Annotated in this window: 13 protein-coding genes; 7 read left to right on the top strand and 6 right to left on the bottom strand. The window is 64.9% G+C overall.

What is annotated here, in order from left to right; all coding sequences use genetic code 11:
* Positions 1-66: 66 nt before the first annotated feature.
* Positions 67-1,188 (bottom strand): phosphate ABC transporter substrate-binding protein PstS, encoded by a 1,122-nt coding sequence (gene pstS, locus ACSKT0_RS00650; protein WP_437772055.1) that lies wholly within the window; start codon positions 1,186-1,188, stop codon positions 67-69.
* Positions 1,189-1,470: 282 nt separating this feature from the next.
* Here pstS and ACSKT0_RS00645 point away from each other — a divergent pair, with 282 nt between their 5' ends.
* The 3 genes from ACSKT0_RS00645 (at position 1,471) to ACSKT0_RS00635 (ending at position 4,704) form a co-directional block, all read left to right on the top strand.
* Positions 1,471-2,601: an FUSC family protein gene (locus ACSKT0_RS00645; protein WP_437772054.1), complete on the top strand. Its 1,131-nt coding sequence runs from the start codon at positions 1,471-1,473 to the stop codon at positions 2,599-2,601.
* Between the two features lie 41 nt (positions 2,602-2,642).
* Positions 2,643-4,016 carry a DNA repair protein RadA gene (gene radA / locus ACSKT0_RS00640; protein ID WP_437772053.1) on the top strand — a complete coding sequence of 458 codons (1,374 nt, stop codon included), beginning with the start codon at positions 2,643-2,645 and terminating at the stop codon, positions 4,014-4,016.
* 64 nt (positions 4,017-4,080) lie between these two features.
* A complete protein-coding gene (locus ACSKT0_RS00635) occupies positions 4,081-4,704 on the top strand; it encodes a Pr6Pr family membrane protein (protein WP_437772052.1) in 624 nt (207 codons plus the stop codon).
* A gap of 1 nt (position 4,705) precedes the next feature.
* On the opposite strand, the gene ACSKT0_RS00630 is transcribed toward ACSKT0_RS00635, so the two are convergent.
* Positions 4,706-6,319: a peptide chain release factor 3 gene (locus tag ACSKT0_RS00630; RefSeq protein WP_437772051.1), complete on the bottom strand. Its 1,614-nt coding sequence runs from the start codon at positions 6,317-6,319 to the stop codon at positions 4,706-4,708.
* A gap of 334 nt (positions 6,320-6,653) precedes the next feature.
* Here ACSKT0_RS00630 and ACSKT0_RS00625 point away from each other — a divergent pair, with 334 nt between their 5' ends.
* Both ACSKT0_RS00625 and disA read left to right on the top strand, forming a co-directional pair.
* The gene (locus tag ACSKT0_RS00625) at positions 6,654-6,878 is read left to right on the top strand and encodes a hypothetical protein (protein ID WP_437772050.1); all 225 of its coding nucleotides are present in this window, start codon (positions 6,654-6,656) and stop codon (positions 6,876-6,878) included.
* A gap of 270 nt (positions 6,879-7,148) precedes the next feature.
* Positions 7,149-8,225, top strand: coding sequence for a DNA integrity scanning diadenylate cyclase DisA (gene disA / locus ACSKT0_RS00620; RefSeq protein WP_059388344.1), 1,077 nt, complete (start codon positions 7,149-7,151; stop codon positions 8,223-8,225).
* Here disA and ACSKT0_RS00615 read toward each other — a convergent pair.
* Positions 8,222-8,941, bottom strand: a complete 720-nt coding sequence (locus ACSKT0_RS00615) for a hypothetical protein (protein ID WP_437772049.1) — start codon at positions 8,939-8,941, stop codon at positions 8,222-8,224. The two genes, disA and ACSKT0_RS00615, sit on opposite strands and share 4 nt — an antisense overlap.
* A 162-nt stretch (positions 8,942-9,103) precedes the next feature.
* On the opposite strand from ACSKT0_RS00615, the gene ACSKT0_RS00610 reads away from it, so the two are divergent.
* Positions 9,104-10,072, top strand: a complete 969-nt coding sequence (locus ACSKT0_RS00610) for an A/G-specific adenine glycosylase (protein WP_437772048.1) — start codon at positions 9,104-9,106, stop codon at positions 10,070-10,072.
* A 22-nt stretch (positions 10,073-10,094) separates the two neighbouring features.
* On the opposite strand, the gene ACSKT0_RS00605 is transcribed toward ACSKT0_RS00610, so the two are convergent.
* The gene (locus ACSKT0_RS00605; RefSeq protein WP_437772047.1) at positions 10,095-10,763 is read right to left on the bottom strand and encodes a class I SAM-dependent methyltransferase; all 669 of its coding nucleotides are present in this window, start codon (positions 10,761-10,763) and stop codon (positions 10,095-10,097) included.
* 274 nt (positions 10,764-11,037) lie between these two features.
* Between ACSKT0_RS00605 and ACSKT0_RS00600 the strand changes: the two genes are divergently transcribed.
* Positions 11,038-11,433, top strand: coding sequence for a hypothetical protein (locus ACSKT0_RS00600; RefSeq protein ID WP_437772046.1), 396 nt, complete (start codon positions 11,038-11,040; stop codon positions 11,431-11,433).
* A 63-nt stretch (positions 11,434-11,496) separates the two neighbouring features.
* On the opposite strand, the gene dhaM is transcribed toward ACSKT0_RS00600, so the two are convergent.
* Together dhaM and dhaL are read right to left on the bottom strand one after the other, a co-directional pair.
* A complete protein-coding gene (dhaM, locus tag ACSKT0_RS00595) occupies positions 11,497-12,192 on the bottom strand; it encodes a dihydroxyacetone kinase phosphoryl donor subunit DhaM (RefSeq protein WP_437772045.1) in 696 nt (231 codons plus the stop codon).
* The gene (dhaL, locus tag ACSKT0_RS00590) at positions 12,189-12,839 is read right to left on the bottom strand and encodes a dihydroxyacetone kinase subunit DhaL (protein WP_437773937.1); all 651 of its coding nucleotides are present in this window, start codon (positions 12,837-12,839) and stop codon (positions 12,189-12,191) included. The genes dhaM and dhaL overlap by 4 nt, the downstream gene beginning before the upstream one ends.

The raw sequence follows: 12,839 nt of genomic DNA, 5'->3' as shown, positions 1-12,839 counted from the left end.
CGGGGAACGTTGATATTCAAGGGTAGTGGTGCGGCGGTCCGCGGCACCACTACTCCATTGTGGTCCTTAGGCCTTGGCCTTGATGGAGTCAACAGCGGCCTTTGCCTTGTCCTGCAGCGCCTTGGAGAGCGGAGCGGACTTGGCGGAGCCGGCAGCAGCCTGCTGGCCGGCGTCGGAGACTACGTAGCTCTCGAATGCCTTGACCAGGTCAGCGGTTTCCTTCTTGTCGTAGGTGGTGCAGACGACGTGGTAGGAAACCAGGACTACCGGGTAGGCAGAGGAATCCGTGGTGGTGCGGTCGAGCTTGATGGAAAGGTCGCCGGTCGGGCGGCCTGCAACGGGCTTGCCCAGCTCGACAGCCTTGGCGGCAGCGGCAGCGGAAATCTTGACGAAGTCCGAGCCAACCTTGATCTGCGCGGTGCCGAGCTTGCCGGAGACTGCGGAGTCGTCAGCGTAGGTCACGGCACCCGGGGTGTCGGTGACGGTCTTTACGACGCCGGAGGTGCCCTTGGCGTTCTCGCCCTTCAGGGAAGCAGGCCAAACGCCGGCTGCCTTGTCGGTCCAGACGGAGGGTGCAGCGGACGCCAGGTAGTCGGTGAAGTTCTGGGTGGTGCCGGAGTCGTCAGAGCGGTTGACCGGGGTGACCTTCAGGTCCGGAAGCGTGACGCCAGTGTTCAGGGCGGCGATTGCCGGGTCGTTCCAGTTGGTGATCTGGCCGCGGAAGATCTTCGCAACGGTGTCGGCGTCGAGCTTCAAGTCCTTGACGTTCGGGATGTTGAAGGCAACGGCGATCGGGGAGATGTACACCGGGATGTTGATGGCACCGTCGGTGCCGCACTTGGTCTTGGAAGTGGCCAGCTCAGCGTCGGTCAGGTAGGCGTCAGAGCCTGCGAACTGTGCGGAGCCGTCAAGGATGGCCTTACGGCCTGCGCCCGAGCCGTCGGGGGAGTACTGGACCGTGGCACCCGAGTTCGCGGAAGCGAAGTTGGTCTTCCAAGCGTCCATTGCGGCGCCCTGCGCCGAGGAGCCGATGCCGGTCAGGGTGCCGGTGACCTTGACGCCTGCGGCACTCTGGGTGGCTGCCGGTGCGGCGCCGGTTGCGTTGTCTGAACCACAAGCGGTCAGCGCAAGGGCGCCGACGGCGAGGACCGCGATTGCCGCGTTGCGGCCGAAGCGAGTTGCCTTCACTGGGATGTACCCCTTCCAGGGATTCTCTGATGCGTGCCGAGGGAGAAAGTCGGCATACGAAAGATTTGCGTACGTGTTTGTACCTTTATTGACGGTAGGAGCCGCAGGTAACGGGATCGGCCGTCCAAAGTGAACAGGAGGTGAACGGCTGTGGACCATTGGCTTACATGTACAGCGTCGCCCTTGCGCTTGGCGCATCATGAGGGATTAAGTGACGCCCCTCACTTTGGGGTTCCCCCCGCGAGCCGCACTCCGTAAGCCTCTCCTGAATAGACTTGAGCCATGGCCGCCCCCCAAGGACTTTCAGCAAGCAAGAAATTCCTGCGGGCGCGGCTGCGCACCGGCCTCGTCCGCAGCCGGAACTCGTTGGTTCCAGCCGTCCAGATGACCGTGTGCGCAGTGGGTGCCTACGCGTTCGCCGAATACATCCTGGGCCACTCGGGACCCCTTTTCGCCGCGACTTCGTCCCTGATCGCGCTCGGCTTCTCCCGGGATCCACGGCTTCGCCGGGTGGTGGAAGTCGGGTTTGGCTGCACCCTCGGGATCGTCGTCGGTGATCTGCTGCTCCACTGGCTGGGTTCTGGGATCTGGCAAGCCGCCGTCGTCCTTCTTTTCTCGATCCTGTTGGCACGTTTCCTGGACGGTGGCTCCATTTTCACCACCCAACTGGGCCTGCAATCGCTTCTCGTGGTCTTACTGCCCGCGCCGTCCGGGGGACCCTTCACCCGGAGCATCGACGCCGTAGTGGGCGGAGTTTTCGCGCTCCTCGTCACAATGCTGGTCCCGAAAGACCCGCGCCGGGAGCCGCGCCAGGACGTCCGCAAACTCCTGCACGAACTCTCGGAAGTCCTGCGTGAGTGCGCCGACGCCTTGATCAACAGCGACTCCACCCAGGCCTGGCATGCCCTCATCCGGGGGCGGAACTGCCAGCCCCTCGTGGACCGGATGCGCCAATCCCTCAAGGCCTCCGGAGAAGTGGCCACGCTTGCACCGGCGTATCGTCGGCACCGCGACGAGCTGACCATGCTTGAGGAGTCGCTGGATTCCATCGACCTTGCCCTCCGCAACAGCCGGGTGTTCGCGCGGCGGCTCACGAGCGCCATCAACCATGCAGCGTTGACTGACGAGGCGACGGACAGCATTTCGGAGGTCCTGCAGGACACTTCCGCAGGGGTCGAGGAGCTCTCGCTCGGCCTCGCCGAAGTGCACGACGGCGCCCGCCGCGCCCACCTGCGCGGTGCGCGGCAGGACTTGGCCGACATTGCCACCCGGTTGCACCCCAAAATGCTGCACGTCCAGAAGCTTGAGGGTGAAACAGTGGTGATGCTCTTCCGCCCGCTCATGGTGGACCTGCTCGAAGCAGCGGGCATGGACCCCCGGGAAGCCCGGGACGTTCTTCCTCCCCTGCAGTGAGGCGCACTTGACTGTCCGACTGCTCCATTAGCCTTGTACGCATGGCTTCCAAGACCTCACGCACCTCCAAGACGCCCGCGTACAAATGTGCCGAATGCGGGTGGACCACGGTCAAGTGGGTGGGGCGCTGCGGTGAGTGCCAGGCGTGGGGCACCGTGGAGGAAACAGGCGCCACGGTTGCGCGTACGACGGCGGCAACAACGGTTTTGGAGCCGGCCCGCCGGATTGCCGAGGTAGACGGCACCACGGCCGCTTTCCTGCCCACCGGCGTCGACGAACTGGACCGCGTCCTGGGCGGAGGCCTGGTTCCCGGCGCGGTGATCCTGCTTGCCGGGGAACCCGGCGTCGGGAAATCCACCCTCCTGCTGGACGTCGCTGCGAAGTTCGCCCGCACGGGGCAGGACGTCCTTTACGTGACGGGCGAGGAATCTGCTGCCCAGGTCAAGCTACGTGCGGAGCGGATCGACGCGGTCGCGCACACCCTCTATCTCTCGGCTGAGACGGACCTCGGGCAGGCGCTGGGGCAAGTGGAGAAGCTTGAGCCGAAGCTGCTGATTGTGGACTCGGTGCAGACCCTCAGCAGCGCGGATGTCGAAGGTAGCGCTGGCGGAGTCTCACAGGTCCGGGAAGTCGCGGCGTCCATCATCGCCGCCGCAAAGCGCCGCAACATGACCACGCTGCTGGTTGGCCACGTGACGAAGGACGGCTCCATTGCCGGTCCGCGTCTTCTGGAGCACTTGGTGGACGTTGTGTGCCAGTTCGAAGGCGAGCGCCATTCGCGCTTGCGCTTGTTGCGCGCGGTCAAGAACCGCTACGGTGCCACTGACGACGTCGGCTGCTTCGACCTCAATGAGGCCGGTATCGAAGGCCTAGCCGATCCCAGCGGGCTTTTTGTATCGCGGACACGCGAGCCGGTGTCCGGCACCTGCATCACGGTGACCATGGAAGGCCGGCGCCCGCTGCTGGCCGAGGTGCAGTCGCTGCTGGCCGAAAGTACCAGCTCACAACCCCGCAGGGCAACGAGCGGCCTGGACAGCTCGCGCGTCGCCATGCTCCTGGCCGTGCTCCAACAGCGGGCTGGCTGCATCCTGCACAAGGACGACTCCTACGTGGCCACTGTCGGAGGAGTGAAATTGAGCGAACCGGCAACCGACCTGGCTGTGGCGCTTGCCGTGGCCTCGGCAAAGGCGCGCAAGGCACTGCCGCAGCGGCTCATTGCCTTCGGCGAGGTTGGCCTGGCCGGCGAGGTCCGTCCGGTTCCCGGGATCAACCAGCGTATCCACGAGGCTCAGCGGCTTGGGTTCACCCACGCCGTGGTGCCGGCGAGTCCCAACGGACCGGGCCCCGTCCCGGAGGGTTTCTCGGTCCGCGAAGTGGCACACCTGGCGGAGGCCTTGGAGTTGCTGATCACCTAGCGGCCGGCTTGGCTTCGGAGTGTCGGGTGCATGGGTTGGCCTCGTCCACCGGAAGATTGTCCCCATGACAAAAAGAAATGTGCTCATTGGGGGACGCCTCTTCTTTGGCCTCTTGACCCTTGTTGCGGTGGGGACGCAGCTCACGGTCCACATCGGTCTGGGCTTCGATCCGTGGAACTTCTTCAGCTACTTCACCAATCTGTCCAACATCTTCGCGTCGGTGGTGCTGCTGATCAGCGGCTACCGCGTGCTGGTTGGCAAGCGGCCCAGCGAGCTCGACGACGCCACCCGGGGCACTGCGACGATCGCCATGGCCGTCGTGGGACTCGTCTTCGGCGCACTCCTGGCGGGGCAGGACCTCGGCTCCCTGCTCCCCTGGGTCAACTTCGTGGTCCACTACCTGATGCCGGTTGTCATGGTTGCCGATTGGCTGTTCCAGCCTCCGCGATCCAGGCTGGCCATCAAGCACCTCTGGTACTGGCTGCTCTACCCCGTTGCGTATCTCGTCTACAGTCTGATCCGCGGCTCTTTCGTCAACTGGTACGCCTACTGGTTCATCGACCCGATGCGCGCAGGCGGTTGGGGCGGTGTGGCGGTCTTCGCAGTGTCGATCTCCATAGGATTCCTTGCGGTGAGCCTCGCCATGCTGGGACTGGGAAACAAGCTCGAACGCCAAGTGAGTTACTGAACTATTTTGCCGGGTTGTGCGTTCCGATCGGGACCAGCGTGAGCTTCGGGTGGTTCTTCTCGATCCGGCGCAGTGCCCAGACGTCGTTGAACAACGCGAGGTATTCGCCGTCGGACCTGAGCAGCACCTCTGCGCCCGGGACGTTGGCGAGCGCCGGCATGGCCTCCGCCGTCGAGATTCTTGCCATCGAGTACGGAAGGCGCTCCAGGCGCATCGGGGCGTTGAAGTCGTGGGCCATGCGGTCTTCCACAACCTCGAACTGCATGGGACCGACAGCCGCGAGCACGGGTGCCTGGTCGCCCCGGACGTCGGAACGGAGCACCTGGATGACGCCTTCGTGCTCAAGCTGCTCAATGCCGCGCCGGAACTGCTTGAACCGGCTGGGATCCTGGGACCGGGCCACCTGGAAATGCTCGGGGGCAAAGAGCGGAATGGCGGGGAATTCCACGGGCTCGTCGAGGAACAGGCTGTCCCCTACGCGCAGCGAGGACGCGTTGACCAGGCCAACGACGTCGCCGGGATAGGCCTCGTCGATGACTTCGCGTTCGCGCCCGAACACCTGCTGGGCGTACTTCGTGGCGAAGGACTTTCCGGTGCGTGTCTGCGTAACAACCATGCCGCGCTCGAAGACGCCGGAGCACACACGGATGAACGCGACGTGGTCGCGGTGGGCCTTGTTCATGCCTGCCTGGACCTTGAAGACGAACCCCGCGAAGGGAGCGTCTACCGAACGGGGCTCGCCGTCGACGTCGGGGCGGGGCGCGGCTGGAGGCGCGAAGTCCACCAGGGCGTCAAGGATTTCCTTGACCCCGAAGTTCAGGGCCGCCGAACTGAAGAGGATAGGTGTTGCCGTTCCGGCGTGGAAGCTCTCAATGTTGAACTCGAGGTTCGATTCGATCACGAGTCCGGCTTCGTCGACGGCGTCGCTCCAGTTGTTGCCCTGGGTTTCGGCTGCTTCCTCCGGAGTGAAGTACTCGGTGATGGCGATGTTGGCACCGGCATTATTGCGCGCGAACCGTGCGAAGCGGTCATTTCGCAGGTCCCAGACTCCACGGAAGTCGCCGGAAATGCCCACGGCCCACGTCAAGGGCATGGGCTGGAGTCCGGTGCGTTCCGTGATCTCGTCCATCAGCGCGAGGGCGTCGAGGCCCGGGCGGTCCCATTTGTTGATGACCGTGATGATGGGAAGGTTCCGCTGCTTGCAGACCTCGAAGAGTTTCATGGTCTGCGTTTCCAGGCCCTTGGCGGCGTCCACCAGCATCACTGCGCAGTCGACGGCGGCCAGGACGCGGTAGGTGTCCTCGGAGAAGTCGGCGTGGCCCGGAGTGTCCAGCAGGTTGATCACAGTATCCCGGTAGGAGAACTGCAATGCCGCGGAGCTGATGGAAATACCGCGGTCCTTTTCCATCTGCATCCAGTCGGAAACAGTTTCCTTGCGGTTGGCCTTGCCGCTGGACGCACCGGCGGTGCCGATGACCTTGGCGTGCAAGGCGAGGGCTTCCGTGAGCGTGGACTTGCCGGCGTCAGGGTGCGAAATGACCGCGAAAGTCCGACGCCGGGAGGCCTCATGGTGAATTTCCTGGACTCGGGCGGGGCTCAGGACTTCTTGGGACACGGTGCTACTTTCGCTGCGATCTGGGCGTTGCCCGCATTGGAACGACGGGCCGAACGTGGGATGGAGGCTGGATACTGGCCCCGCGCCGGCCGGGGCCAACTCAGGGAGCGGCACGATTTGCGCGCCAGCCAAGATACCAAGTTTATCGCAGCCCGGGACCACGCCGGAGGCAGGGTCCCGGGCCAGCGCTTAACAGGATCGAAACGAAGTGCACAAACCTCCGAAATCACCTGCCGATAGTTTGAACGCATAGCGGACGCGTCCGGCCCGGATTGGAGCCATCCGCCAGGAAAAACCAGGCAGCCGACGATGGCATGAAAGGAACAGGGCATCAATGAATCCAGGGAATGACTTGTTCTACGATCCCTTCGGCCCCTCCCCCGCGGGGAACCCCGCTGCGAACCAGCAAGGGCACCGGCCGAACGCCGGCAGAGGTGGAGTCAACCCTCCTGCGAGGCAAGCGCATCCGGACACGGGAAGGGCTGCCGCCCGGGAAGCGGCGCTGCAGAGCGTGCGACGCGACCTTGAGCGGCTCGCACACCTTCGGACGGCTCCCTGAGGGTCAAGGGTCACCGAGGTTCCGGGACCGAACTGAGGGTCCAGGGACCGAGCTGAAAATGGCGGTGCCGCGGCCGCCTTCGAACGCGTTTCGAAGGTCCCGCCACATAAGCTAATTTGGGGCACTTTAAGGCTTGCCCGTGCGGTTGTTGCCGGTCTATACCTCTATCATTGAGCTTGCGGGAAACCTGGCATTTTGCTCCCGTCGACTCACTGCTGAAAACCGGCACACTTGCGGGCGCGCCTGCGTGCACCTTTGAAGGGAACACCTATGGCTCGGAGCCCCGAAGATTCGCTCAAGGCGACTCTGGGCAGGGTGGCCCCCGGAACACCGTTGCGCGACGGCCTGGAACGCATCCTCCGTGGGCGCACCGGCGCCCTGATTGTGCTCGGAACAGACCGGACCATCGAATCCATCTGCTCCGGCGGCTTTGAAATCGGCATCGATTTCTCCCCGACGCGGCTGCGTGAACTCGCGAAGATGGACGGTGCAATCATCTGCGACAAGGACGCCGGGAACATCCTTCGTGCCGCGGTACAGCTTGTGCCGGACTCCAGCATCGAGACCCAGGAATCAGGAACGCGTCACAGGACGGCCGAGCGCGTGGCCATCCAGACCGGAGTTCCGGTGATTTCGGTCAGCCAGTCCATGCAGATCATCGCCCTCTATGTCAACGGCCTGCGCCACGTGCTTGAGGGCTCCGAGAAGGTCCTGGCCCGCGCCAACCAGGCTCTCGCAACCCTGGAACGTTACAGCGCCCGCTTGGATCAGGTCACTAGCGCCCTATCGGCCCTCGAAATCGAGGCCATGGTCACCGTCCGGGATGTGGCTGTCACCCTCCAGCGCCAGGAAATGGTCAGGCGCATTGCCGAGGAAATCGCTCAGTATGTCCTGGAGTTGGGTGAGGACGGCAGGTTGCTCTCGCTGCAGTTGGAAGAGCTCACCACCGGCCGCGGCCCGGGCAGCGACGTGATCATCCGCGACTACGCCGGCGCCGACGCCTCGCCCGAGGACATCGACGGTGCGGTGCAGGCCCTTCTGGATCTTGGCCCGGCGGAGCTGATCGATCTGGGCAAGATCGCCGGGATCATCGGATTCGCCGGGGGCATGGACGTGCTCGACGCGGGTGTTCAGCCGCGCGGTTACCGCCTCTTGTCCGGGCTGAAGTCGGTTCCGAAAGCCGTGGCCGACCGTTTGGTGGAGCACTTCGGCGGACTCCAGTACCTCATGGCCGCCACTATCGACGATCTCATGACCGTGGACGGCATCGGCGACCAGCGCGCCCGGACCGTCCGCGAAGGGCTCAGCCGCATGGCCGAAGCCAGCCTGCTGGACAGGTTCCTCTAACCCAGCTGGAAGACCGCTTTGGTGCTCGCCTTGTTTCCCAGTACGGCCTTGAAGGTGTAGGTGCCGGTGGCAGGCTTGGCCGAGATTACGCCGCAGCCCTCGGTCGTCCGGTTGCGTTGCCACGGGAAGTTGGCAATCTCGCTCTTGCCCGGATCAATCTGCTTCACGAGGTCATCGCCCTTCGCTTGACAGTCCTTGGAGGAGAAAATCCGGTCCTCGCCGCTCATCACCAGGAACTCCATCTGGGATGTGCCGACGTTGACCTGGCACGGTGCTGCCCCGCCATTGGTGATCTTCATGCTCAGCACGGGGTTCTGCCCGGCCGGATACGCAGGCTGGTCCGTGGACGCCGTCACCGTCACCAGATTGAGGTCGCACACCGGCGTGGCCGTGGGCGTTGTGGTGGCCGCGATGGCATCCGTCGTAGGGGCCTGGCTCGCCGGGGCGGCTCCGACCGCTTGGGTCTTGGATGCGCCGGGATCAGCCTTGCCCGCAAGAGATGAACTCATAGCCACAGCACCGGCCACGAGCATCGCCAGGACCACCAGGAGCGCGCCGAAAACAACCAGCCTCCGACGCCGGTAAACGGCAGGGCTCGTCCGTCGCCTTTGGGGCCGGACCCCGTTCGCCGAACGGTTTGCGCCTCCGGCCCGGGCAGCACTTTTCGCCGACGGCGACGTGCGCGCCCTCGGCGGTTGCTTGCCCTTGTTGACCATGCTTCTAGGCTAGGCAACGCAAGGCGTGGATGGTGCCGCACCACGCCGCCGGGGCCTGATCGGAGCCAGTATGACCTACGTCATTCCCGGCCGGCTCCACTACAGTGGATGGCAGGAATCGGCCGCCAACAGGGCCCGCCACGAACCGCAGCAAGGATCTCCATGTCACTGCCAGGCGCCGCTGAACTTGCCGGCACCCATCGCCTCACGGACTTGCACCAATCCATGGACCGCTGGTTCTCCGAGGTGGCGCGCGTATTGCCGTGGAGGTCGCCGGACTGCAGCCCGTGGGGGATCCTGGTCAGCGAGGTCATGCTGCAGCAGACTCCGGTAGTCCGCGTCCTGCCGGTGTGGAGAGACTGGATGGAACGCTGGCCGGAACCCGCGGATCTCGCAAAGCAGCCTTCGGGCGACGCCGTGCGACATTGGGGAAGGCTCGGTTATCCCCGCCGCGCGCTCAGGCTCCACGCGGCCGCCGTCGCGATCGTGGAACAGCATGGAGGCAGGGTGCCGGACACGCATGCATCGCTGTTGAGCCTTCCCGGCGTCGGCGACTATACGGCCGCGGCCGTGGCTGCTTTTGCTTTCGGTCGCCGCGAAACGGTCGTAGACACGAACATCCGGCGAGTGCATGCCAGGCTCGTTTCGGGACTTGCGCTTCCGGCGCCGTCGCTCAGCGCGGCGGAGATGCGCCTCGCCGAATCACTCATGCCCGACGATGTCGGGCTCTCCGTCCGCTGGAACGCTTCCGTCATGGAACTCGGAGCGCTCGTGTGCACCGCCCGCTCCCCCAAGTGCCTGGACTGCCCCGTCCGCGGTTCCTGCGCGTGGCTTGCCGCAGGTGAACCGCCGCCCACGTATACGCCGAAGGGCCAGGCGTGGCACGGCACAGACCGGCAGCTGCGGGGTGCCGTCATGGCCGTATTGCGAGTGGCAGAGTCGCCGGTAGCTCCTGAACTGTTCGAACGACCCGCAGCTGACCTCGGATTCGCCGCCGAGGGCGCGGCCGTCCCGTTGGCGGCCCTGCACCGCTTGAATTCGGCCCCCGAGCAGCTGGAGCGCGCTCTCCAGGGGCTACTGAGCGACGGCTTGGCCGAGATGCACGACGGCGGGCTGCGGCTCCCGGCCTAGGCCTCCTTTTGCGCCGCTTCCGCTACGACGTGGCTGGCTTGCGCGCTGGCTTGCGGGCTAGGAGATACGCCTGCGGGGTCTTCTCGTGCCTGCCGTCCGGCTCGCGGAGAAGCTGCGCTTCAACGACAAAGCCAGCCTGAAGGAGGAGTTCCATGATGCGTTCAGGGGGCAAGCGGTAGGCGTCAAGGTCGATTTCGTGGCCATACGCGAAGTCCAAATGCCTTGGCTCGTCGCCGGCCTGGAACGCGAGCAACAGCAAGCCGCCGCCCACGAGGGTACGGTGGAACTCCGCGAACACTCCCGGCAAACGGGCCGGCGGCGTATGGATGATCGAATACCAAGCAACGATGCCACCCAGAGTGCCGTCCGCCAGCTCCAGGGCCTCCATCGACCCTTCATCGAACTGCAGGCCGGGGTGGTCCTTGCGGGCTACTGTCACCATCTCCGGCGACAGGTCGATGCCTAAAGCCGCCAGCCCGAGGGAATCCAGGTACGCCGTGATCCGTCCGGGCCCGCAACCGATGTCGGCAACCGCCCCGCCTCCGGAGGAACGCACGAGCTCGGCGAACGTACCGAGCATGGCCCGGTCAAAGGGTTTGGTGTCGAGCTCGTTGCGCAGGAGTTCAGCGTAATCGGCGGCTACCGTGTTGTAGGCGGCGCGAGTGGCAAGCAGATCCGAGGGTTCAGTCATGCGAAGAACCCTATTCTCTGCGGCCGGCGCATTCCTTGCGCCCTGCGAAAACCCTGCCGAACCCGCCCATGGCCAGGCCTTGAGGTCGCGGAGCCGCAACGATCCGTAGATGTCGGTAACGATGTGCCTGCCAGTTGCAGATATCCCGTTCCGGGTCCCCGGTGCGGGATTATTCTCAAGTATGCGCAGGTTGTGGGCCGCCATAGCATTGACCACGACGGCGACGCTCTGGTCGGCATGCGAACCTCAAGTCACCGTTTGTCCGGCAATTGCGATGGCCCCCGTGGTCTCCCTGACAATCACGGCAGAGTACGCGCCAACGGTCAAGGCCATCCATTTGAAGGCATGCCAGGACGGGAAATGCCGCGAGGCCGATTTGGAGCTGCGCCCGGGCAGCGTGCCGCTCCCTCAATCCTGCGGGCCGGAACCCGAAGGGTCATGCTCTGCCGTCGCGTCACCGGATGGCACCCGCTATGGCTTCCTCAACATGGGAACGCTGACGTCCTCGCCCATCGATGCCGAAGTGACCGGCGCGGACACAAACGGCGAGACCTTGCCCGTCAGGACACTCAACTTCACGCCGAAAAGCGCAAAACCGTGGGGCGAGCAGTGCCAGACCGCCATCACGGCAAGCCTCGTGCTCGATGCCCGCGGCCTGTGGCAGTCCTGAACACCGCGCGCAAACCCCCGCGGCGCGGTAAATCCTGGCGCGAAGCGACATCCCGGCGCGGCGTCAAATCTCGCCGAATCCCTGTTCCACCAGCCGCCTGACGTAATCCACGGCCTTCGATGAATCTTTGCCCCACGCCTCGACCTTGAGCTTGCCACCCTTGCCCACGGCGAGGCTCATGAGTTCCATAATGGAGGTGCCATCGACGCCATTTACCGTTGCTTCGACATCCATGCCGGCGAGTCCGCCCGCGATTTTGGCCGCAGGCCTGGCGTGCATTCCCATGGGGTTTACGAGTTCGAACTCGCCGCTTTCCGCTGGTTCGCCCCTGCCTTGGGATTCTGCCGGCCCCGCCGCTTCAAAAACGGGCTCCTGACCGAAACGCACCGCCTCGGCGGCGGCCTTCACTGCGGCCGCCGAGGCACCACCCTGGGTGGCCACCGCGGCGGCAACCAGGCCCTCAACCAAGGGAGCGTCGGCAATGAGGACCTTTTCCGGCTCGCTGCAGAACTCGGCAGCTGATTCTGCCGTCATAACCGCCGAACCAAGATCCGTCAGGACCACCACTCCATCCCCTGAAGCCTCCCCAAGTCCTGCCTCGAATGCGGCGATCGTTTTCTCCAGGTCGGTGCCAATCCGGCCATCATCCGTGCCGCCGACGGCGTAGAACTTCACATCGGTAGCCATCTGCGCAGCCAACTCCACCGCGCCTTCCGCGATTTTCCGGCTGTGCGAGACCACCACCAAGCCCACCGTCATTCAGCGGCCCCTTCAGGGAATCCCGCAGCGGTAGCCGCTGCGCGCAACAACAGGGCAGAAGACGCAGCCCCGGGATCGCGGTGACCTGCGCTGCGTTCACCGAGGTAGCTTGCGCGGCCCTTGCGGGCTACCAACGGATCTGTCGTGACGGCACCCACCTCGGCAGCCTCGGCCGCCGCAGCCAACACAGCCACAGCATCTCCACCGGCCACCAGGACCTCGTCCGCCGCTTCCACAGCCGGAGACCAGGCATCCACCATGGTTTTGTCGCCGAGCTCCGCCTTGCCGCGGGCAACAATTCCGTCCCGGGCCGCGGTCAGTGCTCCGGCGAGCGCCGCTGCGTCAATGTCCGCGCTTTCTCCCAGAGCCGTGGCCGCCCGAAGGTACGCGGTTCCATACAGCGGTCCGGCTGCCCCGCCCACCTTTGACATCAGCGCCATCGCGGCCAGCTTCAGGGCTGCGCCAGGTGTCTCGGGCGGAGTCTGGGCAAGTTTCTCCATGACGGCCTGGAATCCCCGGTCCATGTTTTCACCGTGGTCGGAGTCGCCTATCGCACGGTCCAGCGCAATCAATTCCTCCCTATGCTCGGACATGAGCCGAGCGGAGAGGGTCAACCATTGAACCGCCCATTCGACCCCCAGGCCCAC

This window comes from Arthrobacter sp. KNU40 (genome assembly GCF_051515115.1).
Classification (GTDB): domain Bacteria; phylum Actinomycetota; class Actinomycetes; order Actinomycetales; family Micrococcaceae; genus Arthrobacter.
The sequence above is the reverse complement of the archived record's forward strand: the minus strand, read 5'-3'. Positions and strand labels throughout refer to the sequence as shown.

Excerpts from the sequence above, each read along its gene's own strand:
- ACSKT0_RS00645 (WP_437772054.1), top strand. The coding sequence starts at position 1,471 with ATGGCCGCCCCCCAAGGACTTTCAGCAAGCAAGAAATTCCTGCGGGCG.
- radA (WP_437772053.1), top strand. The coding sequence starts at position 2,643 with ATGGCTTCCAAGACCTCACGCACCTCCAAGACGCCCGCGTACAAATGT.
- ACSKT0_RS00635 (WP_437772052.1), top strand. The coding sequence starts at position 4,081 with ATGACAAAAAGAAATGTGCTCATTGGGGGACGCCTCTTCTTTGGCCTC.
- ACSKT0_RS00625 (WP_437772050.1), top strand. The coding sequence starts at position 6,654 with ATGAATCCAGGGAATGACTTGTTCTACGATCCCTTCGGCCCCTCCCCC.
- disA (WP_059388344.1), top strand. The coding sequence starts at position 7,149 with ATGGCTCGGAGCCCCGAAGATTCGCTCAAGGCGACTCTGGGCAGGGTG.
- ACSKT0_RS00615 (WP_437772049.1), bottom strand. The coding sequence starts at position 8,941 with ATGGTCAACAAGGGCAAGCAACCGCCGAGGGCGCGCACGTCGCCGTCG.
- ACSKT0_RS00610 (WP_437772048.1), top strand. The coding sequence starts at position 9,104 with ATGTCACTGCCAGGCGCCGCTGAACTTGCCGGCACCCATCGCCTCACG.
- ACSKT0_RS00605 (WP_437772047.1), bottom strand. The coding sequence starts at position 10,763 with ATGACTGAACCCTCGGATCTGCTTGCCACTCGCGCCGCCTACAACACG.
- ACSKT0_RS00600 (WP_437772046.1), top strand. The coding sequence starts at position 11,038 with ATGGCCCCCGTGGTCTCCCTGACAATCACGGCAGAGTACGCGCCAACG.
- dhaM (WP_437772045.1), bottom strand. The coding sequence starts at position 12,192 with ATGACGGTGGGCTTGGTGGTGGTCTCGCACAGCCGGAAAATCGCGGAA.